Origin of the sequence: Pimelobacter simplex (genome assembly GCF_024662235.1) — a bacterium.
In the GTDB taxonomy this organism is placed as follows: domain Bacteria; phylum Actinomycetota; class Actinomycetes; order Propionibacteriales; family Nocardioidaceae; genus Nocardioides.
Window position 1 is genome coordinate 1,150,221 of record NZ_CP096276.1, and the last position, 26,431, is coordinate 1,176,651.

Consider the following 26,431-nt stretch of genomic DNA (forward strand, 5'->3'; position numbering starts at 1 on the left):
GGGAGCTCCTCTCGGGTCAGGCGTAGGCGGCCATGGGTAGGCGGGGAGCGGGCTTGTGCTGGATGGCCCACAGGGCCAGCGCCGCAGCTTCGAGCATCGAGATGTCGCCGGCCTTGCGGCCGAACACGCGGCGGTCGCCGACGGTGCGCCACCCGGCGGCGTCGATCGCGGCGTTGAGCTCGGTGTAGTCGGCGTGCTCGACGGCCCCGGTCTCGACTGCACCTCGCAGGTCGGCGCACGCCTGGATGAAGTCATCGAGTCCGGCCTCGACCAGCTTCACGCCGGCCGCCCGCAGGTCATCGATCAGGAAGGACGCCGGGCCCTTCTTGTCGATCGCGACGGGGATCCCGCCGTGCTCGGTCTGGATCCGCTTCACCTCGGCGACGAAGTGCTCGGCCTCGGTGTCAGCTCGGCACCGAGGCGTCGACCCGAGGTGGGGCGTCTCGCCCGCCGACGCCACCGCGAGGGAGAGCCACGTCTGGTCGACGTCCGCCGCGATGCCCAGCGCTGCCGGGGCCGTCGGAGCAGGTGGTGCGACGTCGGGATCCTTGCGAGTCGACAGCCGCGCCCACGCCCCGACCGAGAAGACACCGGACGTGCCGGTCGTGTCCCAGATCCCCAGGGCCTCGCGCTCGAACGCGTTCGGTCCCTTGAGGTTCTTCCTCATCCGCAGCATCGCCCGTGCCGACGTGTGGTGCGGGTAGGACGGGTTGGCCTTCGCCCACTGCTCCCGGTCGAGCGGGTCCGCTCCCTCGTCGGCGGAGAACTCGAGGTAGAGGGTGTCTCGCGACTCCCCGCTCAGCGCCTCGGTCCGCAGTGCGAGGAAGTGCTCGCTCGGGTCGCTCGGCTTGGGCGGCGTGCCCATGTAGAAGATCAACGGGTTCGGGTGCCGGTTCGTCGTCGGCACCATGTCGTCAGCCGCGCGCGCTGTGAGGATCTGCGCCTCGTCGAAGACGAGGACCCCGACCTTCTTGAACCCGCGACCGAAGCCGTGCTCGCGGGCACCGAAGACGATCCGCGACCCGTTCGCGAAGATGATCTCCAGCCGAGCACCGGAGTCGTAGATGTGCCGCACGAACGGCGCGACGAGCGGCTGCTTGCAGATCGCCTTGATGTCGCGGAAGGTGTCCGCGGCCGTCGCACCGTGGTGCGCCGTCCACACCGCCAGGGTCTTCGGCTGCGTCAGGCACAGGCCGATGACGATCCAGCCCACGAGGTAGGTCTTGCCGACCTGCCGAGGGATGCTCAGCGTGACCGCGTCGGCCGCGAACAGGCCCGCCTGGTCCTTGCCGAGGATCGCCCGGCTGGCCTGCTCCTGCCACGGCTCGAACGTGGCGCCGAGCTGCTTGATCGTCGCACCGACCGACGGCCACGCCGTCGTCTTGATGCCCTTCGGCAGCACGAAGTGCCGAGCGGCATCCGACAGCCGCTTCGTCGGCGGCGCCCCCGTCGGCTTCCGCGACGCAGGCGACCGCGACGAGCTAGAGCGCTTCCGCGTCGAACTCTTCGTCGGGGGTGGCGATGGCGGCGCCAATGTCGGTCCCCTCGGTCTTCGCCTGCTCGAGCCCCTCGATCTCCTTCGACAGGCTCGCGATCTGCCGGTGCATCGCAGCCAGCGCAGGCCCACCCAACGTCGCCAGCGACTTCACCGCGTCACGACGCTGCGCCCGCAAGATGTCCTCGTAGCTGCCCGACTCGATCGCCTCGACCAGCGACAGCTTCTTCGCCGCCGCCGGCTTCTCCCCCGGGTCAGCGACCCGCAGCGTGGTCCGCTTCGTCCCCACGGCGCTCACCTCCCGGCAAGAAAAAACTCCCGTGTGAGAACCGCCCGGCTGCTCACGGAAGAACGCCACGGCGCGGAACCAGAACGCGGCGCACGTCTCCTTCTTCTCGTCGTCGAGCACTTCGGCGTAGGCCAGTCGGCTGTGGTCGTCGACGGCGGCGTGGATGTAGGCGTACCCGACGCGCTTGTTGGCCTTGCGCTGGGAGGCCCGGCCGCCCTCGGTGTTGCGGCCGTGGATGCGCCAGCCGCCGCCGGTCGGGATGCGTCCGACCTTCTTGATGTCGACGTGAATCATGTCGCCGGGACGTGCGTGCTCGTAGCGGTTGGCGTCGCGCTTGGACTCGCCGGTGGGCATGTCGAGGTCGCGCAGGCGGGACATGCCGTGGCGGACGAGGATGCGGTGCACGGTGGCTCGCGAGGGTGCGATGGACCCGTCGCCGACCGTGCTGAGGTAGGCGCTGATGCGGTCTGCTCCCCACTTCTCGAAAGCACGGAGCTGGAGCACCATGTCGACGATGTCCTCGTCGGTGGCGGTGGGCGAGAAGTCGGGCCGCGAGGTGCGGTCCTCCAGTCCGTCCCTGCCGTAGGCGAGCCACCGCTTGTACCACTTCGTCAGCGACGCACGGCTGATGCCGCCCTCGGCTGCGACGTGGGACAGCGGGCGTCCCGCGTCGATGCGTCGGCAGAGGCGCTCACGGCCCTCAGGGGTGAGTGGTGCGTTGGGGTGGCTCGGTGGCGGCGTCACACAGGTCCCTGTGCCGGCAAAGCGGCCAGAGCGGCAGCCAACCGGGGGTCACAGGGGATGTCCATGCGAGGAGGCTACACGAATGTGTTGACAACTGCCTACACAATTGACATGATGGATGCATGACGCAGACCCTCGCAACCATCGCCGCCGAGTACGGCATCGACACCACGACCGCTCGCCTTCGCTGCGAGGGTCTGTACACCGACCACCTGGGCGACAGCACTGCCCTCAAGGACCGCGAGGCTTCCCTGATTCGTGCGGCGGTGGCCCGATGAGGCCCCGCAAGCCCGAGCACGCCGACAAGATCAGCACTCCGCCGGGCGTCGAGTCGCGGGTTCAGATCCGCCGCCGACTCGTCCAGTACTCGTACCCGCAGAACGGGAACGTGCACAATGCGACTCCCGAGTACTTCTGGGACATTCTGGTTGACGGCCGTTGCGTAGACACGTTCCGCCTCCGCCGCGAGGCCGTGGCGTGGGCGCGTGACCACTCCGCGAAGTGGTTGCTGGAGATGACCGTCGTATGACTACACAGCCGTTGTGTCAATCTGACACAGTTCGCCGTATGGCCAGGCCGAAGATGATCCAGAAGACCTACCGCGTGTCCGAGCGGCTCTACGAAGCCGCCATGGCCAAGGCCGAGGAACGCGAAGAGGCCCTATCGGACATCATCCGAGCGGCCCTGGAGAAGTACGTGCACGACGACAAGTAGCCCAACCGGCCACACCACCGAGAGCCCTGACCCGCCAGTCGCGTCAGGGCTTTCCTATGCCTCGACTTGGGGCGGCGTGGTGACTACAACCTCATGAAGGAACACACCTAGGCGATCTCGCCTCGGATCACGTCGCCCTCGATGACATCTGCTGACGCAGGGCGGGTCGTGAGGAGTGCGGCAAGCCGGGCGGCCACGTCGTCGTTCATGTCGTCGATCAGGCGCCCGTAGGTGTTGATCGTCATCTTGATGTCTTCGTGCCCGATGCGGCGCTGGATCTCGGCGAGGCTCATCCCGGCGGCGTGGCACACGAGAACGTGGCTGTGGCGGAGCCAGTGCGGGGTGGGGCGCCGCTCGCCAACCAGGCCAGCTTCCTTAGCGATCTTCGCGAAGTGGTCGCGCCGGAAACCGGACTCGTCCCACGGGATGCCCCGGGCGGTGGTGAAGACGAGGTCGGCGGGGGAGAGCGCGACAACTCGCCGTCGCAGGACGCCGGCCGCGTCTCCGAGGACACGCAGGCGTCGCATTCCTGCGGTCGACTTGGCGGACTCCACGTAGCCGACCTCGCGCCGCCAGACCCGGCTCATGGTCACGTACACGGCACCGCCGTCGTCCTCGACCTGCCCGGCGGTGAGGGCGATCGATTCGCCGATGCGCCATCCGGTGCCGATGATGAAGTCGATGAGGTCTGCTGCTGGCGGGTTCGTTCGCCGCGCAGCATCGGTCAGGGCTGCCAGCTCGGTCATGCGCAGGCCCTTTGGGAGGGTCTTGACCTTCCTGGGCAGCTTGGTTCCGACGCACGGATTGTGCCCAGCCTTGATGAGTCCGCGGCGGGGGTCTGACGCCCACTTGAAGATGCCATGCAGGATCGCGTGGCGATCACCGATCGACTTGGGGGAGGACTTGGGCAGCACCTTGATCCTGTCGACCCAGTCCTGGACCTGGATCTCAGTGATCGACTCAGCGGGAAGGTGGCCGAGCCCGGGCTTGCCGACGACCTTGCTGATCCAGTTTTCGTAGTCGCGTCGATACCCGGTGAGAACTCGTGGGGTCAGATCGCCTGCCGTGACGTCGGCGGCGCGGGCTTCCAGCCACTTTTCGGCGAGTTCGTCGAGCGTGATGCCAGCGCGCTTGGGCTTGTCCTGTTCGGCGAGCCAAGTGAGGGCTGCGTCGATGCCGTCGAGGTCGATACGGGCGATGAACCGCTTGGCGGCCTTCTCGGTCTTGAAGCTCTTGGCGCTCTGCTTGGAGCCGCGTCTGAACAGCACCTGGTAGGAGGTGACGCCTGCTGACGTGCGTTCGCGGAGACTCGCCATGCGTTCATCCTGACTCACGGATGTTGACGCCATGTTGACGGAAACTCGGGCTGAGTGCTGTAACAGGCGCCTGACCTGCACATACTCTAGCGCCTCCGGCAGGATTCGAACCTGCGACACCTGGTACCGGAAACCAGTGCTCTATCCCCTGAGCTACGGAGGCATGCACCTCATGGAGGTGCGGTCAGGAACCCTACCGGTCGATATCCGTGCAAGAGAAACCGGTGCCCATCGATAGGCTTGCCCGTGTGACTCCGGCCCAGCTCTCCACCACCATCGTCGACGCCCTCCAGGCGCTCGTCGCGCAGGGTTCGCTGACCCTGCCCGACGGCGTCCCTGCCGAGGTGACGGTGGAGCGACCCCGGCAGAAGGGGCACGGCGACTACGCCACCAACGTGGCGCTCCAGCTGGCCAAGAAGGCGGGCACCAACCCGCGGGCGCTGGGCGAGCAGCTCGCCGAGCAGCTGCGGGCCGCTGACGGGATCAGCGGGGTCGAGCTGGCGGGGCCGGGCTTCCTCAACATCTCCGTCGAGGCGGGAGCGCAGGGCAAGGTGGCGGCCGACGTCGTCGCGGCCGGTACGGCGTACGGGCGCACGGACACCCTCGCCGGCCAGCGGATCAACGTCGAGTTCATCTCGGCCAACCCGACCGGTCCGCTCCACCTCGGGCACACCCGGTGGGCGGTGCTCGGCGACGCGATCGCGCGGGTGCTGGGGGCTGCGGGCGCCGAGGTGACCCGGGAGTTCTACATCAACGACCGTGGCGTGCAGATGAACAACTTCGCCGCCTCGATCATCGCGGCGGCGCTGGGGCAGCCCAAGCCCGACGACGGGTACGCCGGCGCCTACGTCGAGGACCTGGCCAAGGCCGTCGGCGAGGCCAGCCCGGGCATCTTCGACCTCGAGGGTGACGAGCGGCTGGCGGCGGTGCGGGCCAAGGGCTACGAGCTGCAGCTCAAGGAGCAGCAGGACCAGCTCGACATGTTCAACACCCACTTCGACGTGTGGTTCTCCGAGCTGTCCCTGCACGAGTCCGGGTCGGTGCCCGAGACGCTGGCCAGCCTCAAGGAGAAGGGCCACGTCTTCGAGGACGGCGGCGCGCTCTGGATGCGCACCACCGACTACGGCGACGACAAGGACCGCGTCCTCATCAAGTCCGACGGCGAGCTGACCTACTTCGCCTCCGACACCGCCTACTACCTCAACAAGCGGGCGCGGGGCTTCGACCGCTGCATCTACCTGCTCGGCGCCGACCACCACGGGTACGTCGGCCGGTTGCGCGCGATGGCGGCCTGCGCCGGCGACGACCCGGCCCAGACGCTCGAGGTGCTGATCGGCCAGCTGGTCAAGATCATGCAGGACGGCGAGGAGCTCAAGCTCTCCAAGCGCAAGGGCACGATCGTCACCCTCGACGAGCTCGCCCAGGAGATCGGCGTCGACGCGCTGCGCTACTCGCTCGCGCGCTACCCGGCCGACTCGCCGCTGGTGCTCGACGTCGCCGAGATCACCAAGGCGACCAACGACAACCCGGTCCACTACGTGCAGTACGCCCACGCCCGTACCTGCCGGATGCTCGCCAACGCCGCCGACCTCGGCATGACGCTGCCCGAGGGCGACGCGTTCGACCCGAGCCTGCTCGACCACGAGCGCGACGGCGAGCTGCTGCGCGCGCTCGCGGAGTTCCCGCGGGTGGTCGCGAGCGCCGCCGAGCTGCGCGAGCCGCACCGGATCGCCCGCTACCTCGAGGACACCGCGTCGGTGTTCAACAAGTGGTACGACACCAAGGAGTGCCGGATGCTGCCCCAGGGCGACGAGCCGGTCGGTCCGGCCAACCTCGCCCGGATGGTGCTCGTCGTGGCGACCCAGACCGTGATCGCCAACGGCCTCGACCTGCTCGGCGTCTCCGCGCCCGAGCGCATGTGACCCCGGGAGAGACGACGCGATGACCCACGAGGCCGGCTGGGCGCACGCGCCCGGCGCCCTGCGCGGACCTGCCTGGCTCCAGGCGCCCGCCGACGTCAACACCCTGGTGCCGCAGCTGTGGTCGGCGACCGCGCACAAGACCGAGAGCGGTGACCTGGTCGTCGGCGGGCTGCCGATCGCGGACCTGGTCGCCGAGCACAACACCCCGGCGTACGTCCTCGACGAGGACGACTTCCGGGGCCGGGCGCGCGCCTTCCGCGACGCCTTCGCCGACTACGACGTCTACTACGCCGGCAAGGCGTTCCTCTCCGTCGCGGTCGCCCGCTGGGTTGCCGAGGAGGGTCTGCACCTCGACGTGTGCTCGGCCGGTGAGCTGACCGTCGCGCTGCGCGCGGGCGTCGAGCCGGCCCGGATCGGCTACCACGGCAACAACAAGACCGTCGCCGAGCTGCGCCGTGCGGTCTCCGCCGGGGTCGGGCGGATCATCGTCGACTCCTTCCAGGAGGTCGAGCGGCTCGCGATGGTCGCCGCCGACACCGGGCTCCCGGCGCGCGCCATGGTCCGGGTGACCGCCGGCGTCGAGGCGCACACCCACGAGTACATCGCGACCGCCCACGAGGACCAGAAGTTCGGCTTCTCGATCACCTCCGGCGACGCCTTCGACGCCGTACGACGCCTCCACGAGGCCCCCGGCGTCGAGCTGCTCGGCCTGCATTCCCACATCGGCAGCCAGATCTTCGACTCCGCCGGCTTCGAGGTCGCGGCCCGCCGCGTCCTCGGCCTGCACGCCCGCGTGGCCACCGAGCTCGGCGCGGTCATGCCCGAGATGGACCTCGGCGGCGGCTTCGGCATCGCCTACACGACCCAGGACGACCCGCGCGAGCCCGCCCAGCTCGCCGCCGAGCTCACCGCGATCGTCGACCACGAGTGCCGCGCCCTCGACGTCGCCCGCCCGCGGCTCTCGATCGAGCCCGGCCGCGCGATCGTCGGCCCGGCGATGTGCACCGTCTACACCGTCGGCACGGTCAAGCAGGTCACCCTCGACGCCGGCGCCGTGCGCACCTACGTCAGCGTCGACGGCGGGATGAGCGACAACATCCGCACCGCGCTCTACGACGCCGACTACTCCTGCACCCTGGCCGGCCGCCGCTCCGAGGCCACCCCGGTGCTCGCCCGCGTCGTCGGCAAGCACTGCGAGGCCGGCGACATCGTCGTGCGCGACGAGTTCCTGCCCGGCGACATCGCCCCCGGCGACCTGCTCGCCGTGCCCGGCACCGGCGCCTACTGCCGCTCGATGGCCTCCAACTACAACCACGCGCTGCGCCCGCCGGTGATCGCGGTCAAGGACGGCGTCGCGCGCGTCATCGTGCGCCGCGAGACCGAGGACGACCTGCTCGCGACCGACCTCGGCTGACCTGTCGGGCCGAGGGGCCTCAGCTGCGCCCGAGCAGCCGGACCGGCCCGTCGCCGTACTTCTCCAGGACGTCGCCAGGGTTGGCCAGCGCGCACGAGCGCATCGACAGGCAGCCGCAGCCGATGCAGTCGTCGAGGGTGTCGCGCAGCTTCTGCAGCTGGGCGATGCGGTCCTCCAGCTCGGTGCGCCAGCCGCGGGAGAGCCGCGCCCAGTCGGCCTTGGTCGGCGTACGTCCCTCGGGGAGCGTGGCGAGGGCGGCGCGGATGTCGGACAGCGAGATCCCGACGCTCTGCGAGACCCGGATGAAGGCGACCCGGCGCAGCACGTCGCGGTGGTAGCGGCGTTGGTTGCCGGCGGTGCGGATGCTCTCGATCAGGCCCTCGCGCTCGTAGAAGTGCAGGGCGGAGATGGCGACGCCGGCGCGCCGGGACACGTCGCCGGGGGTCAGGTCGTGGCTGCGGAGCTCGCGGTTCATCTCGGTCATTGACCTCAACCATACTTGAGGTTGTCGAATGACGTCATGCACGCGATCCGCCACCACGCCTTCGGGCCCGCCGACGTCCTCCGCCTCGAGCAGCTGCCCGACCTCGACCCCGCGCCCGGTCAGGTGCGGATCGCGGTCGAGGCGGCCGGCGTCCACCTGCTCGACACCTCGATCCGGGCGGGGGAGTCGTTCGGTGCGGGGGAGCCGCCGGAGCTGCCCGTCGTACCGGGTCGCGAGGTCGCCGGGTACGTCGACCGGGTCGGTGCCGGCGTCGACCCGGCCTGGATGGGGCAGCGCGTGGTGGCGCACCTCGGCTTCGCCGGCGGTGGGTACGCCGACCAGGCGGTCGTCGCCGCCGACCGCGCCTACGTCCTGCCCGACGCGCTCGACGCCCCGACCGCGGTGGCCGCGATCGGCACCGGCCGCACCGCCGCCGCGATCCTCGAGCTCGCCGACCTCACTCCCAACGACATCGTCGCGGTGACCTCCGCGGCGGGCGGGCTCGGCGTCCTGCTGCTCCAGGGGGTGCGTCATGTGGGTGCGGTCGCGCTCGGGGTCGCGGGCGGCCCGGCCAAGGTCGCGCTCGCCGCCCGGCACGGTGCGGACCCGTCGCTGGACCGGCACGACCCCGACTGGCGCGCGCAGGTGCCCGACCTGACGCTCGTCCTCGACGGGGTGGGCGGCGAGGTCGGTCAGGCGCTCTACGACCGGCTCGCGCCGGGCGGCCGGCTGGTCCGCTACGGGTGGGCGGCCGGCGTCCAGAACGCCTACGACGACCCGGAGCGCCGGGTGGTCGACGTGCTCGGCCCGCCCATCATGAGCCGGCTCGCGGAGTTCGAGAGCGCGGCGCTCGACGCGGCCGCCGACGGGACCCGGGTGCCGTACGTCGGCTCGGTGTTCCCGCTCGCCGACGCCGCGGCCGCCCACCGCGCCCTCGAGACGTCCGCCGTGACCGGCAAGGTCGTCCTGGTGGTCGATCGGCCCGCACGGTGACCGCGGTCGCCCCGGTCCCGGTGGAGTCACCGTGGCGGGGACGGCACGGGCGCACCACGGTCGGCGTCTTCTCGCTCGCCTTCCTCTTCGCCTTCGAGGCGCTCGCCGTCGCCACGGTGATGCCCGACATCGCCGACGAGCTCGACGGCCTGCGCTGGTACGCCGTCGCCTTCGCCGCCCCGCTGGCCGCCGCCGTCGTGGCGCTGCCCGTCACGGGCGCCGCCGTCGACCGGCTCGGACCCGGCCCGGCGCTGCGCCGCGGCCTGGTCGTGTTCTGCGCCGGCGTGGTGCTCGCCGGGCTCGCCCCGAGCATGCCGCTGTTCCTGCTCGGCCGCCTCGTCCACGGGTACGGCGGCGGCGTCCTCGGTGTCGCCCTCTACGTCCTCATCGCCCAGGCCTACCCGGAGCGGCTGCGCCCGCGGGTGTTCGCGGTCCTCACGATGGGCTGGGTGCTGCCCGCGCTGGTCGGCCCGGTGGTCGCGGCGTGGGTGGCCGCCACGGTCGGCTGGCGGTGGGTCTTCCTCGGGGTCCCCGTGCTCGCGGTCGCGGCCTGGCTGCTCGTCGCCGACGCGCCCTCCGCGGCCGGGACCAGCGCCGCCCGGCCGACCCGGCTGCCGTTCGCGCTGTTGGCCGCGGGCGGGGTGCTGCTGGTGAGCGTCGCCGGCCAGCGGTCGCTGCCGCTGTGGCCGGTCCTCGTCGCGGTCGGTGGCGCGGCGATCGTCGCCGGGGGAGGGCGGCTGCTCCCACCACGGGTGTGGACGCTGAGGGCCGGGCTGCCCGCCGTGCTCGGCACCCGCGCGGCCGTGGGGACGGCGTTCGCCGCGGCCGAGGTCTACCTCCCGCTCCTGCTCACGCTCGAGCGCGGCCTCAGCCTCACCCAGGCCGGCTGGGTGCTCACCGTCGGCGCCCTGACCTGGTCCGGTGGCGCGGTGCTCGCCGCCCGGTGGGCCCGGCTCGCCGACCAGCCCGGACGGGTCCGGCTCGGGGCGGCGCTGCTCGCGCTGGGGATCGGCGGCTTCGCGCTCGTGGCGATCCCGGGGGTGCCGCTCGTCGTACCGGTGCTGGCGTGGGGGTGCGCCGGCTTCGGCATCGGCCTGGCGTTCCCGACCCTGTCGGTGCTCGCGCTGGCCACCGCCGGACCGGACCGGGCCGGCGAGGTCTCCTCGTCCCTGCAGCTCAGCGACTACCTCGCCAACAGCGCCGGCGTCGCGCTCGGCGGCGTCCTGTTCGCGGGCTTCGCCGAGACCGCGCCCGTCCCGGCGGCCACCGCACTGGTCGTCGCGGCGGCCGTCCTGGGGGCGCTCGCGCTCGTCCCGGCCCGCCGGCTGGAGGCGTGAACGAGGCCGATCCGGCCGCAAGGTGTCCGCCATACGCAGCGGGTGGCCGGACACTCCACCGGCGCCGATACCCTAGAGCGGTGAACAGTCCTCTCAAGGTTGCCGTGCTCGGCTGCGGATCCGTCGGGTCGCAGGTGGTGCGGCTCCTCGGCGAGCAGGCCGACGACCTGGCGGCGCGGGTCGGGGCCCGGGTGGAGCTGGTCGGCGTCGCCGTACGCCGGCTCGACGCTGCCCGCGAGGTCGACGTCCCGGCCGATCTGCTCACCACCGACGCCGCGGCGCTCGTCGCCCGCGAGGACGTCGACGTCGTGATCGAGGTGATCGGCGGCATCGAGCCGGCCCGCTCGCTCATCCTCTCCGCGCTCGAGAACGGCGCCTCGGTGGTCACCGCCAACAAGGCGCTGCTCGCCGAGGACGGCCCGACGCTCTTCGAGGCCGCCGAGAAGGCCGGTCGCGACCTCTACTACGAGGCCGCCGTGGCCGGTGCCATCCCGATCCTGCGCCCGCTGCGCGAGTCCCTCGCCGGCGACAAGGTGACTCGGGTGCTCGGCATCGTCAACGGCACTACCAACTTCATCCTCGACAAGATGGACACCTCCGGCGCCGGCTTCGCCGACGCGCTCGAGGAGGCCCAGGCGCTCGGCTACGCCGAGGCCGACCCCACCGCCGACGTCGAGGGCTTCGACGCCGCGGCCAAGGCCGCGATCCTGGCCAGCCTGGCGTTCCACTCGCGGGTCACCGCGGCCGACGTCCACCGCGAGGGCATCACCGACGTCTCGGCCGGCGACGTGCGCTCCGCGCGCGAGATGGACAGCGTCGTCAAGCTGCTCGCCATCGCCGAGCTGCGCCCCGGTGCCGACGGCGACGACGCCGTCAGCGTGCGCGTGCACCCGGCGATGATCCCGCGCTCGCACCCGCTGGCCAGCGTCCGCGAGGCCTACAACGCCGTCTTCGTCGAGTCCGAGGCGGCCGGCCAGCTCATGTTCTACGGCCCCGGTGCCGGCGGCTCGCCGACCGCGAGCGCCGTCCTCGGCGACCTCGTCACGGTCGCCCGCAACCACCGTCAGGGCACCCGCGGCGTCGGCGAGTCGGCGTACGCCGACCGGGCCGTGCTGCCCATGGGCGAGACCCGCACCCGCTACCACGTCGCCATCGACGTCGACGACCGCGCGGGCGTGCTGGCGGCGGTGGCCCTGGCCTTCGCCGAGCAGGGTGTCTCGATCCAGACCGTCCGCCAGGAGGGCCGGGGCAACGACGCCCAGCTCGTCGTCGTCTCGCACGAGGCCACGGACGCGGCGCTCGCCGCCACCGTGGAGCACCTGCGAGGCATGGAGATCGTGCGCGAGGTCACCTCGGTGATGCGCGTCGAGGGAGCAGAAGAGTGAGCAGTACCGCCAACGGACAGTGGCGTGGCGTCATCGAGGAGTACCGCGAGCTCCTCGACATCCCCCAGGACACCCCCGCGGTCACGCTGCGTGAGGGCGGTACCCCGCTGGTCCACTCCGGGTGGCTCTCCGGGCTGACCGGCGCCGAGGTGTGGCTCAAGGTCGAGGGCAACAACCCGACCGGGTCGTTCAAGGACCGCGGGATGACGACCGCGCTGTCGGTCGCCGTCCACGAGGGCGCCAAGGCCGTGGTCTGCGCCTCGACCGGCAACACGTCGGCCTCGATGGCCGCCTACGCCGCCAAGGCCGGTGTCACCCCGATCGTGCTCGTGCCCGAGGGCAAGATCTCCGCGGGCAAGATGGCCCAGGCGGTGCTGCACGGCTCCCAGGTCATCCAGGTCCGCGGCAACTTCGACGACTGCCTGCGGATGGCGCGCGAGATGGCGTGGAAGTACCCCGTCGCCCTGGTCAACTCGGTCAACCCGGCCCGGCTCGAGGGCCAGAAGACGGCCGCCTTCGAGATCGTCGACTTCCTCGGCGATGCTCCGGACTTCCACCTGCTGCCGGTCGGCAACGCGGGCAACATCTCGGCCTACTGGCTCGGCTACACGCAGTACGCCGCGCTCGGCCGCGCCACCAAGCGCCCGGTCATGCGCGGGTTCCAGGCCGAGGGGGCCGCGCCGCTGGTGACCGGCGAGCCGTTCCCCGAGCCGGAGACCGCGGCGACCGCGATCCGGATCGGCAACCCGGCCTCCTGGAAGCTCGCCGAGGCCGCGCGCGACGAGTCCGGCGGCCGCTTCGCCGCCGTCTCCGACGCCCAGATCCTCGCCGCCCAGAAGGCGCTCGCCGCCAACGACGGCGTCTTCGTCGAGCCCGCCTCGGCGGCCGGCATCGCCGGGCTGCTCGCCGAGCTGGCCGCGGGGGAGAGCTACGCCGGCGCGACCGTCGCGGTCACCGTCACCGGGCACGGCCTCAAGGACATCGCCACCGCTCTCGACGGCCTGGTCCTCCCGGACACCGTCGTGGACGCCGACGTCGACGCCGCCGCCCACGCGGCCGGACTCTGAGCCCGGGCCAGGCTCGATGACCTTCGTCGCCGGCCCCGTGCGCGTCCGGGTGCCCGCCACGTCGGCGAACCTCGGCCCCGGCTTCGACACCCTCGGGCTCGCGCTCGACCTGCGCGACGAGCTCGAGGCCGAGGTGCTGGCCGACGGCCTCGTCGTCGAGGTCACCGGGCACGGCGCGGGTGCGGTCCCGCTCGACGAGCGGCACCTCGTCGTCCGGGCGATGCGGGCGACCTTCGACCGCCTCGGCAAGCAGCCCACCGGCCTGCGCCTGACCTGCACCAACGTCATCCCGCACGCCCGCGGCCTCGGCTCGTCCTCGGCCGCCATCGTCGGCGGCGTCTGGCTGGCCCGCGAGCTCGTCGCCGGCGGCCGGCTGCTGCTCGACGACGCCGCGCTGCTCGACCTCGCCGCCCAGCTCGAGGGTCACCCCGACAACGTCGCTCCGGCCCTGCTCGGCGGCTTCGTGATCTCCGGCCAGGACGCCGACGGCGGCTTCTGGGCCGTCCCGGCCGGCGTCGACCCGCGGATCAGCGCGGTCGTCTTCGTCCCCGCCGACCCCCTCTCCACCGAGGCCGCCCGCGGCCTGCTGCCCGCCGCGGTCCCGCACGCGGACGCCGCCGCCAACGCCGGCCGCGCCGCCCTCCTCGTCGCCGCCCTCTCCGGCCGGCCCGAGGAGCTGCTGCGCGCCACCGAGGACCGGCTGCACCAGGACTACCGCCGCCCGGCCATGCCCGCGAGCCTCGCGCTGGTCGACGCGCTCCGCGCGGACGGCGTACCGGCGGTCGTGTCGGGCGCCGGCCCCACCGTCCTCGCCTTCGCCGACGGCCTCGGCACCGCCGCCACCGAAGCCCTGCTCGCGCGCTGCCCCGACGGCTGGGACGCGCGCGCCCTGATGCTCAGCAGCACGGGTGCCGTGGTGGTACATTGACGCTGCGCCGCAGTTCTCGGCGCCGGCGAGCGCGGCTCGCCCTCTCCCTCCCGACGCGAAGACCGGCACCGTCCGGACCGGTCGTCGCAGGAGCTCACAGGACTCAGACCAGTGCGCTGGTCCGCTCCGGATTCAGCCGGGCCCGGGCCGCGCGAGATACGTGGGAAGGACTCACGTGACCGAAACTCCCGACTCCACCCCGTCGGCGCCTGCCGCCGCCGAGAAGGCGCCCCGCAAGCGCTCCGGTGGACTCAACTCGATGCTTCTGGCCGACCTCAAGGCGATGGCCAACGGCATGGGTATCGCCGGCGCCGGATCCATGAAGAAGGCCGCCCTCGTCGACGCCATCAAGGCCGCCCAGGCCAGCGGCGGTAGCGGCGGTAGCGGTCCGGCTCGGCCCGCCGAGCGGGCGCCGCAGCAGCCGGCCGCCCCCGAGCAGCCCGCGGCCGCCGAGAAGCCCGCCCCCGCCGAGAAGCCCGCGGCTGAGAAGTCCGCGGCCGACAAGCCCGCGCCGGAGCGGTCCGCGCCCGAGAAGCAGGCCGACCAGCAGTCCGGCGGCAAAGGCAAGGGCGGCAACGGCGGCGGCAAGCAGCAGAAGCAGAAGCAGGGCGGTCAGCAGAACCAGCAGCAGGGCAAGCAGCAGCAGCCCGCCGCCGCCAAGCAGCAGCAACAGCAGCAGCCCGCCAAGCAGCCGCCCCCCGCGGCCCCCGCGGACGCCCCCCACGACGCCCCGAACGACGCCGACCTCGACGACGACGGCGACGGTACCGAGGGCGGCAGCCGCCGCAACCGGCGCCGCCGTGGCCGGGACCGGGACCGGACCACGCGGGCCGGGCGCGAGCCCGACACCGAGGTCCGCGAGGACGACGTCCTGGTGCCGGCCGCCGGCATCCTCGACGTGCTCGACAACTACGCGTTCGTCCGGACCAGCGGCTACCTGCCCGGCACCGACGACGTCTACCTGTCGCTGTCGATGGTGCGCAAGTACGGCCTGCGCCGCGGTGACGCGATCACCGGTCAGGTCCGCCAGCCGCGCGACGGCGAGCGCCGCGAGAAGTTCAACCCGATGGTCCGTATCGACACCGTCAACGGGGTCGACCCGGAGCAGGTCAAGAACCGGGTGGAGTTCACCGAGCTGACCCCGGTCTCGCCGACCGAGCGGCTCCGGCTCGAGACCACCTCGGAGAACCTGGCCGGCCGGCTCATCGACCTGGCCGCGCCCGTGGGCAAGGGCCAGCGCGGGCTCATCGTGTCGCCGGCGCGGGCGGGCAAGACCACCCTGCTCCAGCAGATCGCCGCGGCGATCACGACCAACAACCCCGAGTGCCACCTGATGGTGGTCCTGGTCGACGAGCGTCCCGAGGAGGTCACCGACTTCGAGCGCTCGATCAAGGGCGAGGTCATCGCGAGCACGTTCGACCGCCCCGCGGCCGACCACACGATCCTGGCCGAGCTCGCCATCGAGCGCGCCAAGCGCCTGGTCGAGCTCGGGCACGACGTCGTCGTCCTCCTCGACGGCCTGACCCGCCTGGGCCGGGCCTACAACCTGGCCGCCCCGGCCAGCGGCCGGATCCTGTCCGGCGGGGTCGACGCCTCGGCGCTGTTCCCGCCCAAGCGCTTCTTCGGCGCGGCCCGCAACATCGAGAACGGCGGCTCGCTCACCGTCCTCGCCACCGCCGTGGTCGACTCCGGCTCGCGCGTGGACGAGGTGATCTTCGAGGAGCTGCGCGGCACCGAGAACCTCGAGCTGCGGCTGCGCTCGGACCTCGCCGACAAGCGCGAGTTCCCGGCGATCGACGTGGTCGCCTCCGGCACCCGCCGCGAGGAGCTCCTGCTCGGCAAGGAGGAGCTCGAGATCGTCTGGAAGCTGCGCCGCGAGCTCGCCGACGGCGACCGGGTCGAGGGCCACGGGACGCTGCTCCAGCGGCTGCGCAACAGCAAGTCGAACTACGAGTTCCTCCTGCGCGTCCAGCGCGACTAGATCTGAGGGGCCGAGCGTGTCTCCGCCGCGGGAAGGGCAGCAAGCTGCCGGAGACGCGGCTCCCGACACGCTGCCGGCCGGGCGGCACCGAGGGCCTCGGCAGGCGTCGCCCGGCATTTGGGTGACGCCTGCCCACCTCGTACAATCATCTGTTGGCTCCGGTTCACGTCCGCAACCCGTGTGACGACCCGGTCCCCTTGTGAGAGGACACCCATGAAGAAGGACATCCACCCCGACTACGTCGTGACCCAGGTGACCTGCACCTGCGGCGCCTCGTTCACCACCCGCAGCACCGCGACGTCCGGCTCGATCCACGCCGACGTGTGCTCGCAGTGCCACCCGTTCTACACCGGCAAGCAGAAGATCCTCGACACCGGCGGCCGCGTGGCCCGGTTCGAGGCCCGCTACGCCAAGGCTGCCCAGAAGTAGCTGCCTGACCGCGCCGGTCGTCCCGCCCTCCGGGTGGGCGACCGGCGTTCGTCATTTCATCCGCAGCGACCCAAGGAGTCCAGGTGTTCGAAGCCGTCGAGGGCATGCTCGCCGAGCACGCCGAGCTGGAGACCCGGCTCGCGCTCCCCGAGACCCATGCCGACGCGCGGCTGGCGCGCACCCTCAACCGGCGCTACGCCGAGCTCAACGCGATCATCGCGACCTGGCGCGAGTGGCAGCAGTACGGCGACGACGCCGAGGCCGCCCGCGAGCTCGCCGCCGACGACCCGGCCTTCGCCGACGAGGTCGACGAGCTGCTGGGCCAGCGCGAGGAGGCGGCCGAGCGGCTGCGCCGGCTGCTGGTCCCGCGCGACCCCGCCGACGACAAGGACGTGCTCCTCGAGGTGAAGTCGGGGGAGGGTGGCGAGGAGAGCGCGCTGTTCGCCGGCGACCTGCTGCGGATGTACAGCCGCTACGCCGAGCGCCGCGGCTGGAAGACCGAGATCCTCGACGCCACCGAGTCCGACCTGGGCGGCTACAAGTCGGTCACCGTCGCGGTGAAGTCGCCGGGCAGCACCGAGCCCGGCCAGACCCCCTACGCGCTGCTCAAGTTCGAGGGCGGGGTGCACCGGGTCCAGCGGGTGCCGGTGACCGAGTCGCAGGGCCGGATCCACACCAGCGCGGCCGGCGTCCTGGTGATGCCCGAGGCCGAGCAGGTCGACGTCGAGATCAACGACAACGACCTGCGCATCGACGTCTTCCGCTCGTCGGGCCCGGGCGGGCAGAGCGTCAACACGACCGACTCGGCGGTGCGGATCACCCACCTGCCGACCGGCATCGTGGTCAGCTGCCAGAACGAGAAGTCGCAGCTGCAGAACAAGGAGCAGGCGATGCGCATCCTGCGCGCCCGGCTGCTCCAGGCCGCCCAGGAGGCCGCCGACGCCGAGGCGAGCGACGCGCGCCGCAGCCAGGTCCGCACGGTCGACCGCTCCGAGCGGATCCGCACCTACAACTTCCCGGAGAACCGGATCTCCGACCACCGCACCGGCTACAAGGCCTACAACCTCGACCACGTCCTCGACGGCGACCTGCAGCCGCTGCTCGACTCGTGCGTCGAGACCGACATGGCCGCCCGCCTCGCCGCCCTCGAGGACTGACGTGAGCGCGGCACGAGAGCTCGTCCGGGAGGCCGCCGGCCGGCTGGGCGCGGCCGGCGTGGCCAGCCCGGACCACGACGCCGCCGAGCTGCTCGCCCACGTCCTCGGTACGACGCGCGGCGCGCTCCTGCTCGGCCCCGAGGTCGCCCCCGACCAGGCCCGCCGGTACGACGACCTGGTCGCCCGCCGCGCCGCCCGCGAGCCGCTCCAGCACCTGCTCGGGGTCGCCTGGTTCCGCCACGTCTCGGTCGAGGTGGGCCCCGGTGTGTTCGTCCCGCGCCCCGAGACCGAGCTGCTGGCCGGCTGGGCGATCGAGCACGCCGCGGCCCTCGTCGCGGCGGGGGAGAGCCCCGTGGTCGTCGACCTGTGCACCGGCTCGGGCGTGATCGCCAAGAGCATCGCCGACGAGGTGCCCCAGGCCCGGGTGCACGCGGTCGAGCTCGACCCGCCGGCCCACGCCTGGGCCGAGCGCAACCTGGCCGGCACGGGCGTCGAGCTGCGCCTGGGCGACCTGGCCACGGCCTTCGAGGACCTCGCCGGGCAGGTCGACGTGCTGGTCAGCAACCCGCCGTACGTGCCGCTGGAGGCGTGGGAGTCGGTCGCCGTCGAGGCCCGTGACCACGACCCGCACCTGGCCCTGTTCTCCGGCGCCGACGGCCTCGACGCGATCCGCGTCCTGGACCGCCGCGGTGCCCTGCTGCTCAAGCCCGGGGGAGTGGTCGGCATCGAGCACGCCGACGCCCAGGGAGAGGCGGCGCCGGCCGTGCTCAGCCGCAGCGGACGCTGGGAGGAGGTCCGCGACCACCGGGACCTCGCCGGGCGTCCGCGCTACCTGACGGCACGCCGCCCGCGATGACGACGACCACGGTGGGAGGATGGAGAGCGTGACTGCCGAGCGGTTCCCGACCCAGACCGACGAGGAGCGCGAGGCGGCGCTCGACGCCGCGAGCCGTGCCGTGCGGCGCGGACGCCTCGTCGTCCTCCCCACCGACACCGTCTACGGCGTCGGTGCCGACGCCTTCGACCCCGACGCGGTGGCCCGGCTGCTCGCGGCCAAGGGCCGCGGCCGCGAGATGCCGCCGCCGGTGCTCGTGGGCACCAAGGGCACCCTCGAGGCGCTCGCCGCCCGGGTGCCGGCCTATGTCGCCCCGCTGGTCGAGGCGTTCTGGCCCGGCGCGCTGACCCTGGTCCTGCACCAGCAGCCCTCGCTGCAGTGGGACCTGGGTGACACCCGGGGCACGGTCGCCGTACGGATGCCGGACCACGAGGTGGCCCGCGCCCTGCTCGACCGCACCGGCCCGCTCGCGGTGAGCTCGGCCAACCTCTCCGGCCAGCCCGCGGCGCTCGACGCCGACGCGGCGGCCGAGATGCTGGGGGAGTCGGTCGCGGTCATCGTCGACGGCGGTGCCTCGCCCGGTGGCGTGGCCTCGACCATCGTCGACGCGACCACCGAGCAGCCCCGGCTGCTGCGCCTGGGCGCGATCTCCGTCGCCGAGCTCGACGCCGTCCTGTCCGACCTCGAGCTGCGTGTGGAGACCGAGCCGACCGATGCGTGAGTACCTCGTCGTCTTCCTCGTCGCGGCGATCGTCACCTACCTGCTGACGGTCGTCGCCCGGGAGATCGCGATCCGCACCGGAGCGGTCGCCAAGGTCCGCGACCGCGACGTGCACGCCCAGCCGATCCCGTACCTCGGGGGGCTGGCGATGCTCGGCGGGCTCTGGGCGGCGTACTTCGTGGCCCGCCAGCTGCCCTTCCTCGGCTCCCAGAACCCGTTCTTCGAGGACGCGCTCTCGGTGCTCGTGGCCGGCTCGCTGATCTGTGCGGTCGGCGTGGTCGACGACATCTTCGACCTCGACGCGCTGACCAAGTTCGGCGGTCAGGTGCTCGCCGTGGGCTTCCTGGTCTACTCCGGCATCCAGTTCCGGTACTTCTACCAGGCCGAGGGCCAGGTCCTCACCCTCGACACCGCCCAGGGCGCCCTGCTCACCGCGCTCATCGTGGTGACCACGGTCAACGCCGTGAACTTCATCGACGGCCTCGACGGGCTCGCCGCCGGCGTGATCGGGATCAGCGCCTCCGCGCTCTTCCTCTTCTGCTACTCCCTGACCTACCTCAACGACGTCACCCGGGCGGTGACCGGCGCGCTCCTCGCGGCGGCGCTGGCCGGCGCGTGCGTCGGCTTCCTCGTGCACAACTTCCACCCGGCCCGCCTCTTCATGGGCGACAGCGGCTCGATGCTGCTGGGCCTGGTGCTCTCGGCCAGCGCGATCACGGTGACCACCCAGTTCGCCCCCGGTGACCTGACCCAGGGCGCGGACGGCGCCCGCTCCAGCCTGCTCCCCGTGCTGCTGCCGGTGGCGCTGCCGATCACCATCCTGATCGTGCCCCTGGGTGACCTGGTCCTGGCGGTGGTGCGAAGAACCCGGGCAGGGCGCTCCCCGTTCGCGCCCGACAAGCAGCACCTGCACCACCGGCTGCTCGAGATCGGCCACTCGCACCGCCGTGCGGTCATCATCATGTGGCTGTGGGCCGGGATGATCGCCTTCGGCGTCGTCGTCGCCTCCGTCTTCACCGGACCGGTCGTGTGGTCGGTGCTCGGCGCGGCCGTGGCGCTCACGGTGGCTCTCACGTTCGCGTTGCCGCTCGTGCACAACCCGGCCGACCCCCAGGCCGACCCCGATCCGGCCGTCCAGGGCGAGCCGGGCGAGCCCGGCGACCCCACCGGCCCGGCCGTGAGCCCCGGCGCGCTCGCCGACCTGGCGGACGCCGTACGGGCCACTCCGGTGGCCTCCGCGAGCCCCGAGAACGGCGTCGCGAGCACCCCCGATTCGGAGCCCTCCGGCACTTTGTGATAACTTTCACGAACTCCCGGAGCACGCCTCCGGGGCCCGCCCGAGACGCACCCGAGCAGGACGGCCGCCAATGCTGACGACCGACACCAAGACACCCCCGGTGGTGCTGCGCGCGGCCGCTGTGTCCGCGCTCGCCGCCGGTCTCGTCGTGGCCGTCGCCGCCGTCACCGCCGGCGGCAGCGCCGCTGCCGGAGCCGCTGTCGGGGGAGTTCTCGCGGTCGGCGTGCTGGCCTTCGGGGCCATCGCCGTCGACGCGGTCTCGCGCCTGATGCCGGCGGCCTCACTGCTGTTCGCGCTGGTCACCTACACCTTCCAGGTGGTGCTCATGGCGCTCGTCTTCGTGGCGCTCAGCCGCTCGGGGATGCTCGACCACGAGCTCGACCGGGGCTGGCTCGGCGGCGCCATCATCGCCGGCGTCCTGGTGTGGACGGTCGTGCAGATCCGGCTCGCCACGACGGCCCGGATCCCGGCCTTCGAGAGCCCTGCCGTCGCCCGGCCCGAGGGCGGTGCGCGATGACCTCACGCGACTGCTATTGTCCGGGGCGCAATGAGTCAGCCCGAGGAGAAGCCCAAGGGCGATCCGTGGCATGCGTTCGGCTACATCACCGCCGGGGTCGCGTTCTACGGCCTGCTCGGCTGGCTCGCGGATCGGTGGCTCGGCACCGACTTCATCGTTGCGGTCGGAATCCTGATCGGCGCTGCCCTCGGGATCTACCAGACCGCAGCACGGTTCCGGATCGATCCGCCCGAACCCCCGAACTCATCCGAGCAGGACAAGCTGAAGTGAACGCAGAGGAGACCTGGTGATCGCCGCGACCAGCGCCCCCACCGCCGAGGAGTTCCACGCTCCGGGGCCCGGCAACTTCGACCTTCCCGGCTTCTTCAGCATCGCCGACCAGGCGATCACGAAGCCCATGTTCCAGCTCGTGCTGGCCGCGGTCCTGGTCTTCGGCTTCTTCTACCTGGCGCTGCGCCGCGGGGCCCTGGTGCCCGGCAAGCTGCAGTTCGCCGGCGAGAGCGCCTACGGCATGGTCCGCAACAGCATCGGCCGCGACATCATCGGCGGGCACGACTTCGCCAAGTTCGTGCCGTACCTGGTCACGGTCTTCTTCTTCATCCTGGTCAACAACGCGTTCGCCAGCATCCCGATCATCCAGTTCCCGACCTTCTCGCGGGCCTCGATGGCCTACGCGCTGGCCGGTCTGAGCTGGATCGTCTACAACGCGGTCGGCATCAAGAAGCACGGTCTGGTCGGCTACCTCAAGCTGCAGTGCGTGCCGTCGGGCGTCAGCCCCGTGATGTACCCGCTGCTCGTGCCGCTGGAGTTCTTCTCCAACCTGCTCGTCCGCCCGGTCACGCTGGCCCTGCGTCTGTTCTGCAACATGTTCGCCGGCCACCTCCTGATCATGCTGTTCGCCACCGGCGGCCTGTACCTGATCAAGGACTACGGCGGCGGCATCGGCATCGTCTCCGGCCTGGCCGCCTGGGTCCTCGCGATCGCCATCGGCTTCCTCGAGATCCTGGTCCAGTTCCTGCAGGCCTACGTCTTCACCCTGCTCAACGCGATGTACATCCAGGGCGCGCTCGCCGACGAGCACTGAGCACCCGCTCACCCCGCCTGACCTCCACCACCCCCACAGTTTTCCAACAAGGAAACAACCGAAAGGAACAAGCCGTGCTTCCTATGGCTATCGACGGCTCCGCCAACATGATCGGTTACGGCCTGGCCGCCATCGGCCCCGGCGTCGGCATCGGTCTCATCTTCGCCGCCTACATCTCCGGCGTTGCCCGCCAGCCTGAGGCGCAGAGCCGCCTGCAGTCGATCGCGATCCTCGGCTTCGCGCTCGCTGAGGCGCTCGCGATCATCGGTATCGCGCTCGCCTTCGTGCTCTGACACTCCCACAGTTCGCCACTGAAGGGCTTGGCCACATGCAGACATTTCTGATCTCCGCTGCGGAGGAAGGCGACCACGGTCCGCTCGCCTTCGTGCCTGTCGAGTTCGCGCTCTCGCTCGTGATCTTCGGCATCCTGTTCTTCCTCATCTGGAAGTTCGTCACGCCGAAGTTCGAGGCGACGTTCGCCGAGCGCACGCAGGCGATCGAGGGCGGCATCGCCGCGGCCGAGTCGAAGCAGGCCGAGGCCGACGCCAAGCTCGCCGAGCTCGAGCAGCAGCTCGCGGACGCCCGCCACGAGGCGGCGCGCATCCGTGAGGAGGCGCGTGAGCAGGGCGCGGCGATCGTGGCGGAGATGCGGGAGCAGGCCCAGGCCGAGTCCACGCGCATCCTCGACCACGGCAAGGCGCAGATCGAGGCGGAGCGCCAGCAGGCGGTCACCTCCCTGCGTGCCGAGGTCGGCTCGCTCGCGACGGGTCTCGCCGGTCGCATCGTCGGTGAGTCGCTCGAGGACGACGCGCGCCAGGCGCGGGTCGTGGAGCGCTTCCTCGCCGACCTCGAGGCCTCCGAGACCGCGGCGAAGGACGCCTGATGGTGTCCTTCCGCGGCGCCTCCGCCGAGGCGATGGCCACCCTCACCGACCAGCTCGGTGGGGTGGCTGAGGGATCGGCCGCCCGGGTGGCCGACGACCTCTTCGCCGCGGCGGCCGGCATCCGGTCCGAGGGCACGCTCCGGCGCTTCGTCACCGACCAGTCGGTGCCGGCGCAGGCGCGCGAGGGCGTCGTCCGCGACGTCTTCTCGGGCAAGGTCGACCCGGCCGCGCTGCAGGTCCTCGCGACCGCAGCCGGCCAGCGCTGGACCCGGGCCCGTGACCTCGCCGACGCGCTCGAGCAGCTCGGCGTCGTGGCGTCGGTCCGCTCGGTGGGCCTGCAGGCCTCGACCCTGGTCGACGAGCTGTTCGGGGTGCGCCAGCTGGTCACCGCGAACCACGACCTGCGCAACGCCCTCTCGGACCCGTCCCGCACGGTCGCCGACAAGGCGGGCCTGGTCGAGACGCTCCTGGGTGGTCGCACCCTGCCGGCCACGGTCCAGCTGACCCGCCAGGCGCTCTCCGGCTCCTACCGCACCGTGGTTGCGGCGCTGGAGGACTACGAGCGCACGGCGGCCCAGGTCAACGGCGAAGGGGTCGCGACGGTCCACGCCGCGCGACCGCTGGACCCCGCGGTCCAGCAGCGCCTCGCTGCAGCACTGACCCAGCAGTACGGCCGCCCGGTGCACCTCAACGTCCTCGTCGACGCCACCGTCGTCGGCGGTCTCCGCGTCGAGATCGGCGATGACGTCATCGACGGCACGGTCGCCAGCCGCCTGGACGACGCTCGCCGCAAGATCGCCGGCTGACCCGGCACGGTTCGATCCGCACACCAGACTTCAGCAGCAGAAGAAGAGAGAAGGCACCAGAGATGACGGAACTCTCCATCCGTCCGGACGAGATCCGCGACGCCCTCGCCAAGTACGTCGCGGACTACCAGCCCGCGGCCGCCAGCAAGGAAGAGGTCGGCACCGTCGCCTCCGCCGGTGACGGCATCGCCCGCGTCAGCGGCCTGCCCTCGGCGATGGCCAACGAGCTCCTCGAGTTCGAGGACGGCACCCTCGGCCTCGCGCTGAACCTCGAGGACCGCGAGATCGGCGTCGTCATCCTCGGTGACTTCGACAAGATCGAGGAGGGCCAGACGGTCCGCCGTACCGGCGAGATCCTCTCGGTCCCCGTGGGCGAGGGCTACCTCGGCCGCGTGGTCGACCCGCTCGGCAAGCCGATCGACGGCCTCGGCGAGATCGCCACCGAGGGCCGCCGCGCCCTCGAGCTCCAGGCGCCCGGCGTCATGGCCCGCAAGTCGGTCCACGAGCCCCTCGCCACCGGCATCAAGGCCATCGACTCGATGACCCCGATCGGCCGTGGCCAGCGTCAGCTGATCATCGGCGACCGCGCCACCGGCAAGACCACGGTCGCGATCGACACGATCATCAACCAGAAGCAGAACTGGGAGTCGGGCGACCCGACCAAGCAGGTCCGCTGCATCTACGTCGCCATCGGCCAGAAGGGCTCGACCATCGCCTCCGTGCGTGGCGCCCTCGAGGAGGCCGGCGCGCTGGAGTACACCACCATCGTGGCGGCTCCGGCGTCCGACAGCGCGGGCTTCAAGTACCTGGCTCCCTACACCGGCTCGGCCATCGGCCAGCACTGGATGTACGCCGGCAAGCACGTCCTCATCGTGTTCGACGACCTGACCAAGCAGGCCGAGGCCTACCGCGCCGTGTCGCTGCTGCTGCGTCGTCCGCCGGGCCGCGAGGCCTACCCGGGTGACGTCTTCTACCTGCACTCGCGGCTGCTCGAGCGTTGCGCGAAGCTCTCCGACGAGCTGGGCGCGGGCTCGATGACCGGTCTGCCGATCATCGAGACCAAGGCCAACGACGTCTCGGCGTTCATCCCGACCAACGTCATCTCGATCACCGACGGCCAGATCTTCCTGCAGTCGGACCTGTTCGCGGCCAACCAGCGCCCGGCCATCGACGTCGGTATCTCCGTCTCCCGCGTCGGCGGCGCGGCGATGACCAAGGCGATGAAGGCCGTCACCGGCTCGCTCAAGGTCGACCTCGCGCAGTACCGCGCGATGGAGGCCTTCGCGATGTTCGCCTCCGACCTCGACGCCGCGTCCAAGCAGCAGCTGGCCCGCGGTCAGCGGCTGATGGCGCTCCTCAAGCAGCCGGCCTACTCGCCGTACCCGCTCGAGGAGATGACCGTCTCGCTGTGGCTCGGTACGTCGGGTCGCCTCGACGCCGTCGCCACCGGTGACGTGCTCCGCTTCGAGAGCGAGTTCCTCGACTACCTGCGCCGCTCGCACGAGGGCATCCTCGCCGCGATCCGCGAGACCCAGAAGTTCGAGGACGAGGACGGCCTCGCCGCCGCGTACGACTCCTTCCTGAACCAGTTCGAGACCTCCGAGGGGGGCAGCATCAAGGTCGGGCACGAGCCCGAGGCCGAGGCGCTGGCCGACGACGAGCTCGAGCAGGAGCAGATCGTCAAGCAGAAGCGGGGCTGACACATGGCCGTATCGCTGCGTGAGTACCGCGCGCGGATCAAGTCGACCGAGTCGATGAAGAAGATCACGCGTGCCATGGAGCTCATCGCTGCGTCCCGGATCATCAAGGCGCAGCAGCGGGCACAGGCGGCAGCGCCGTACGCCCGTGAGCTGACCCGCGCGGTGTCGGCGGTGGCGACGTTCTCGAACGTCGACCACCCGCTGACCCGCGAGGAGGAGAACCCGAAGCGGGCCGCGGTCCTGGTCATCACCAGCGACCGGGGTCTGGCGGGTGCCTACTCCTCGAGCGTCATCAAGGAGGTCGAGCGCCTCACCGAGCGCCTGCGCGACGAGGGCAAGGAGATCGACTTCTTCCTGGCCGGTCGCAAGGCCGAGGCGTACTTCAAGTTCCGCGGTCGCCCCTACGTGCAGGCCTGGACGGGCTTCTCCGACCAGCCGACCTACGACAAGGCGGCCGAGATCGGCGCGGCGCTGATCACGGCCTTCCTCAAGGAGCAGGGTGAGGAGGGCGACGTCGACGAGGTCCACGTCGTCTACACCCGCTTCCGCTCGATGCTCACCCAGGAGCCGACCGCGATCCGGCTGCTGCCGCTCGAGGTCGTCGAGGGCGAGGAGGCCCCCGAGGGCGACGAGCTGCTGCCGCTCTACGAGTTCGAGCCGTCCCCGGAGCAGGTGCTCGACGGACTGCTGCCGCAGTACGTCCAGAGCCGGATCTTCTTCAGCCTGCTGCAGGCGGCCGCTTCCGAGCTCGCCGCCCGCCAGAAGGCGATGAAGGCTGCGACGGACAACGCGGAGGAGCTGATCAAGAAGCTCACCCGGATCGCCAACCAGGCGCGCCAGGCGGGCATCACCCAGGAGATCAGCGAGATCGTCGGCGGCGTCAACGCGCTCGCCGATGCCCAGGCCGCCGCGAACGACTGACCCCACCAGAGA

The 26,431-nt window shown here is 71.7% G+C and carries 28 protein-coding genes and 1 tRNA gene; 24 read left to right on the forward strand and 5 right to left on the reverse strand.

The annotated features are described in order from the left end of the window. Positions 1-16 precede the first annotated feature (16 nt). Both M0M48_RS05495 and M0M48_RS05500 read right to left on the reverse strand, forming a co-directional pair. Entirely contained in the window at positions 17-1,402 is a 1,386-nt protein-coding gene (locus M0M48_RS05495) for a hypothetical protein (RefSeq protein ID WP_257750372.1), read from the reverse strand. Between the two features lie 79 nt (positions 1,403-1,481). Then, on the reverse strand, positions 1,482-2,528 hold the full coding sequence (locus M0M48_RS05500) for a helix-turn-helix domain-containing protein (protein ID WP_257750373.1): 1,047 nt from the start codon (positions 2,526-2,528) through the stop codon (positions 1,482-1,484). Between the two features lie 122 nt (positions 2,529-2,650). On the opposite strand from M0M48_RS05500, the gene M0M48_RS05505 reads away from it, so the two are divergent. Genes M0M48_RS05505 through M0M48_RS05515 form a run of 3 tightly spaced genes read left to right on the forward strand, consistent with a single transcriptional unit; the run spans position 2,651 to position 3,242 of the window. Next, positions 2,651-2,806 (forward strand): hypothetical protein, encoded by a 156-nt coding sequence (locus M0M48_RS05505; protein ID WP_257750374.1) that lies wholly within the window; start codon positions 2,651-2,653, stop codon positions 2,804-2,806. Next, complete coding sequence (locus tag M0M48_RS05510; protein WP_257750375.1) at positions 2,803-3,057, forward strand: hypothetical protein; 255 nt, start codon at positions 2,803-2,805, stop codon at positions 3,055-3,057. The genes M0M48_RS05505 and M0M48_RS05510 overlap by 4 nt, the downstream gene beginning before the upstream one ends. Positions 3,058-3,095: 38 nt before the next feature. Further along, positions 3,096-3,242, forward strand: coding sequence for a hypothetical protein (locus M0M48_RS05515; protein ID WP_257750376.1), 147 nt, complete (start codon positions 3,096-3,098; stop codon positions 3,240-3,242). A 107-nt stretch (positions 3,243-3,349) separates the two neighbouring features. Here M0M48_RS05515 and M0M48_RS05520 read toward each other — a convergent pair whose 3' ends face one another. Together M0M48_RS05520 and M0M48_RS05525 are read right to left on the reverse strand one after the other, a co-directional pair. After that, a complete protein-coding gene (locus tag M0M48_RS05520) occupies positions 3,350-4,558 on the reverse strand; it encodes a tyrosine-type recombinase/integrase (protein ID WP_257750377.1) in 1,209 nt (402 codons plus the stop codon). A 90-nt stretch (positions 4,559-4,648) separates the two neighbouring features. Then, positions 4,649-4,721 (reverse strand) — tRNA-Arg (locus M0M48_RS05525). An 85-nt stretch (positions 4,722-4,806) separates the two neighbouring features. Here M0M48_RS05525 and argS point away from each other — a divergent pair. Both argS and lysA read left to right on the forward strand, forming a co-directional pair. After that, positions 4,807-6,480, forward strand: a complete 1,674-nt coding sequence (gene argS / locus M0M48_RS05530; RefSeq protein ID WP_257750378.1) for an arginine--tRNA ligase — start codon at positions 4,807-4,809, stop codon at positions 6,478-6,480. Between the two features lie 19 nt (positions 6,481-6,499). Then, positions 6,500-7,894, forward strand: coding sequence for a diaminopimelate decarboxylase (lysA, locus tag M0M48_RS05535; RefSeq protein ID WP_257750379.1), 1,395 nt, complete (start codon positions 6,500-6,502; stop codon positions 7,892-7,894). Between the two features lie 19 nt (positions 7,895-7,913). Here lysA and soxR read toward each other — a convergent pair whose 3' ends face one another. Continuing rightward, entirely contained in the window at positions 7,914-8,378 is a 465-nt protein-coding gene (gene soxR, locus M0M48_RS05540; RefSeq protein ID WP_257750380.1) for a redox-sensitive transcriptional activator SoxR, read from the reverse strand. 36 nt (positions 8,379-8,414) lie between these two features. Here soxR and M0M48_RS05545 point away from each other — a divergent pair, with 36 nt between their 5' ends. From M0M48_RS05545 to M0M48_RS05635, 19 genes are all read left to right on the forward strand, one after another. After that, positions 8,415-9,371 (forward strand): zinc-binding dehydrogenase, encoded by a 957-nt coding sequence (locus tag M0M48_RS05545; RefSeq protein ID WP_257750381.1) that lies wholly within the window; start codon positions 8,415-8,417, stop codon positions 9,369-9,371. Next, the gene (locus M0M48_RS05550; RefSeq protein WP_257750382.1) at positions 9,368-10,708 is read left to right on the forward strand and encodes an MFS transporter; all 1,341 of its coding nucleotides are present in this window, start codon (positions 9,368-9,370) and stop codon (positions 10,706-10,708) included. Before M0M48_RS05545 ends, M0M48_RS05550 begins: the two co-directional genes overlap by 4 nt. Positions 10,709-10,788: 80 nt before the next feature. After that, the gene (locus M0M48_RS05555) at positions 10,789-12,093 is read left to right on the forward strand and encodes a homoserine dehydrogenase (protein WP_215815322.1); all 1,305 of its coding nucleotides are present in this window, start codon (positions 10,789-10,791) and stop codon (positions 12,091-12,093) included. Then, a complete protein-coding gene (thrC, locus tag M0M48_RS05560) occupies positions 12,090-13,160 on the forward strand; it encodes a threonine synthase (RefSeq protein WP_215815321.1) in 1,071 nt (356 codons plus the stop codon). Before M0M48_RS05555 ends, thrC begins: the two co-directional genes overlap by 4 nt. Positions 13,161-13,176: 16 nt before the next feature. Beyond that, the gene (thrB, locus tag M0M48_RS05565; protein ID WP_257750383.1) at positions 13,177-14,088 is read left to right on the forward strand and encodes a homoserine kinase; all 912 of its coding nucleotides are present in this window, start codon (positions 13,177-13,179) and stop codon (positions 14,086-14,088) included. Between the two features lie 175 nt (positions 14,089-14,263). Further along, positions 14,264-16,069, forward strand: a complete 1,806-nt coding sequence (gene rho / locus M0M48_RS05570) for a transcription termination factor Rho (protein ID WP_257750384.1) — start codon at positions 14,264-14,266, stop codon at positions 16,067-16,069. 213 nt (positions 16,070-16,282) lie between these two features. Beyond that, positions 16,283-16,498 (forward strand): 50S ribosomal protein L31, encoded by a 216-nt coding sequence (gene rpmE, locus M0M48_RS05575; RefSeq protein ID WP_215815316.1) that lies wholly within the window; start codon positions 16,283-16,285, stop codon positions 16,496-16,498. Positions 16,499-16,581: 83 nt separating this feature from the next. Then, on the forward strand, positions 16,582-17,655 hold the full coding sequence (gene prfA / locus M0M48_RS05580; RefSeq protein WP_215815315.1) for a peptide chain release factor 1: 1,074 nt from the start codon (positions 16,582-16,584) through the stop codon (positions 17,653-17,655). Between the two features lies 1 nt (position 17,656). After that, positions 17,657-18,511 (forward strand): peptide chain release factor N(5)-glutamine methyltransferase, encoded by an 855-nt coding sequence (gene prmC, locus M0M48_RS05585; protein WP_257750385.1) that lies wholly within the window; start codon positions 17,657-17,659, stop codon positions 18,509-18,511. 28 nt (positions 18,512-18,539) lie between these two features. After that, the gene (locus M0M48_RS05590; RefSeq protein ID WP_257750386.1) at positions 18,540-19,211 is read left to right on the forward strand and encodes an L-threonylcarbamoyladenylate synthase; all 672 of its coding nucleotides are present in this window, start codon (positions 18,540-18,542) and stop codon (positions 19,209-19,211) included. Next, complete coding sequence (locus tag M0M48_RS05595) at positions 19,204-20,508, forward strand: glycosyltransferase family 4 protein (RefSeq protein WP_257750387.1); 1,305 nt, start codon at positions 19,204-19,206, stop codon at positions 20,506-20,508. The genes M0M48_RS05590 and M0M48_RS05595 overlap by 8 nt, the downstream gene beginning before the upstream one ends. A gap of 70 nt (positions 20,509-20,578) precedes the next feature. Beyond that, positions 20,579-21,025: a hypothetical protein gene (locus M0M48_RS05600; protein ID WP_257750388.1), complete on the forward strand. Its 447-nt coding sequence runs from the start codon at positions 20,579-20,581 to the stop codon at positions 21,023-21,025. A 30-nt stretch (positions 21,026-21,055) separates the two neighbouring features. Continuing rightward, on the forward strand, positions 21,056-21,295 hold the full coding sequence (locus M0M48_RS05605) for an AtpZ/AtpI family protein (protein WP_257750389.1): 240 nt from the start codon (positions 21,056-21,058) through the stop codon (positions 21,293-21,295). A gap of 16 nt (positions 21,296-21,311) precedes the next feature. Further along, positions 21,312-22,109, forward strand: a complete 798-nt coding sequence (gene atpB / locus M0M48_RS05610; protein ID WP_257750390.1) for a F0F1 ATP synthase subunit A — start codon at positions 21,312-21,314, stop codon at positions 22,107-22,109. Between the two features lie 83 nt (positions 22,110-22,192). Next, entirely contained in the window at positions 22,193-22,402 is a 210-nt protein-coding gene (gene atpE, locus M0M48_RS05615; RefSeq protein WP_038678112.1) for an ATP synthase F0 subunit C, read from the forward strand. Positions 22,403-22,437: 35 nt separating this feature from the next. Continuing rightward, positions 22,438-22,992: a F0F1 ATP synthase subunit B gene (locus M0M48_RS05620; RefSeq protein ID WP_257750391.1), complete on the forward strand. Its 555-nt coding sequence runs from the start codon at positions 22,438-22,440 to the stop codon at positions 22,990-22,992. Then, a complete protein-coding gene (locus M0M48_RS05625; RefSeq protein ID WP_257750392.1) occupies positions 22,992-23,798 on the forward strand; it encodes a F0F1 ATP synthase subunit delta in 807 nt (268 codons plus the stop codon). The genes M0M48_RS05620 and M0M48_RS05625 overlap by 1 nt, the downstream gene beginning before the upstream one ends. A 62-nt stretch (positions 23,799-23,860) precedes the next feature. Further along, positions 23,861-25,498 carry a F0F1 ATP synthase subunit alpha gene (gene atpA / locus M0M48_RS05630; RefSeq protein ID WP_215815308.1) on the forward strand — a complete coding sequence of 546 codons (1,638 nt, stop codon included), beginning with the start codon at positions 23,861-23,863 and terminating at the stop codon, positions 25,496-25,498. Between the two features lie 3 nt (positions 25,499-25,501). Then, complete coding sequence (locus M0M48_RS05635) at positions 25,502-26,419, forward strand: F0F1 ATP synthase subunit gamma (RefSeq protein ID WP_257750393.1); 918 nt, start codon at positions 25,502-25,504, stop codon at positions 26,417-26,419. Positions 26,420-26,431 lie beyond the last annotated feature (12 nt).

What these genes read in the sequence shown, in the direction of transcription:
- M0M48_RS05520 (WP_257750377.1), bottom strand. Translation starts at nt 4,558, where the DNA reads ATGGCGAGTCTCCGCGAACGCACGTCAGCAGGCGTCACCTCCTACCAG.
- M0M48_RS05635 (WP_257750393.1), top strand. Translation starts at nt 25,502, where the DNA reads ATGGCCGTATCGCTGCGTGAGTACCGCGCGCGGATCAAGTCGACCGAG.
- M0M48_RS05620 (WP_257750391.1), top strand. Translation starts at nt 22,438, where the DNA reads ATGCAGACATTTCTGATCTCCGCTGCGGAGGAAGGCGACCACGGTCCG.
- M0M48_RS05505 (WP_257750374.1), top strand. Translation starts at nt 2,651, where the DNA reads ATGACGCAGACCCTCGCAACCATCGCCGCCGAGTACGGCATCGACACC.
- thrB (WP_257750383.1), top strand. Translation starts at nt 13,177, where the DNA reads ATGACCTTCGTCGCCGGCCCCGTGCGCGTCCGGGTGCCCGCCACGTCG.
- soxR (WP_257750380.1), bottom strand. Translation starts at nt 8,378, where the DNA reads ATGACCGAGATGAACCGCGAGCTCCGCAGCCACGACCTGACCCCCGGC.
- M0M48_RS05595 (WP_257750387.1), top strand. Translation starts at nt 19,204, where the DNA reads ATGCGTGAGTACCTCGTCGTCTTCCTCGTCGCGGCGATCGTCACCTAC.
- M0M48_RS05510 (WP_257750375.1), top strand. Translation starts at nt 2,803, where the DNA reads ATGAGGCCCCGCAAGCCCGAGCACGCCGACAAGATCAGCACTCCGCCG.
- M0M48_RS05515 (WP_257750376.1), top strand. Translation starts at nt 3,096, where the DNA reads ATGGCCAGGCCGAAGATGATCCAGAAGACCTACCGCGTGTCCGAGCGG.
- M0M48_RS05600 (WP_257750388.1), top strand. Translation starts at nt 20,579, where the DNA reads ATGCTGACGACCGACACCAAGACACCCCCGGTGGTGCTGCGCGCGGCC.
- atpA (WP_215815308.1), top strand. Translation starts at nt 23,861, where the DNA reads ATGACGGAACTCTCCATCCGTCCGGACGAGATCCGCGACGCCCTCGCC.
- rpmE (WP_215815316.1), top strand. Translation starts at nt 16,283, where the DNA reads ATGAAGAAGGACATCCACCCCGACTACGTCGTGACCCAGGTGACCTGC.
- M0M48_RS05545 (WP_257750381.1), top strand. Translation starts at nt 8,415, where the DNA reads ATGCACGCGATCCGCCACCACGCCTTCGGGCCCGCCGACGTCCTCCGC.
- lysA (WP_257750379.1), top strand. Translation starts at nt 6,500, where the DNA reads ATGACCCACGAGGCCGGCTGGGCGCACGCGCCCGGCGCCCTGCGCGGA.
- M0M48_RS05605 (WP_257750389.1), top strand. Translation starts at nt 21,056, where the DNA reads ATGAGTCAGCCCGAGGAGAAGCCCAAGGGCGATCCGTGGCATGCGTTC.
- atpE (WP_038678112.1), top strand. Translation starts at nt 22,193, where the DNA reads ATGGCTATCGACGGCTCCGCCAACATGATCGGTTACGGCCTGGCCGCC.
- M0M48_RS05625 (WP_257750392.1), top strand. Translation starts at nt 22,992, where the DNA reads ATGGTGTCCTTCCGCGGCGCCTCCGCCGAGGCGATGGCCACCCTCACC.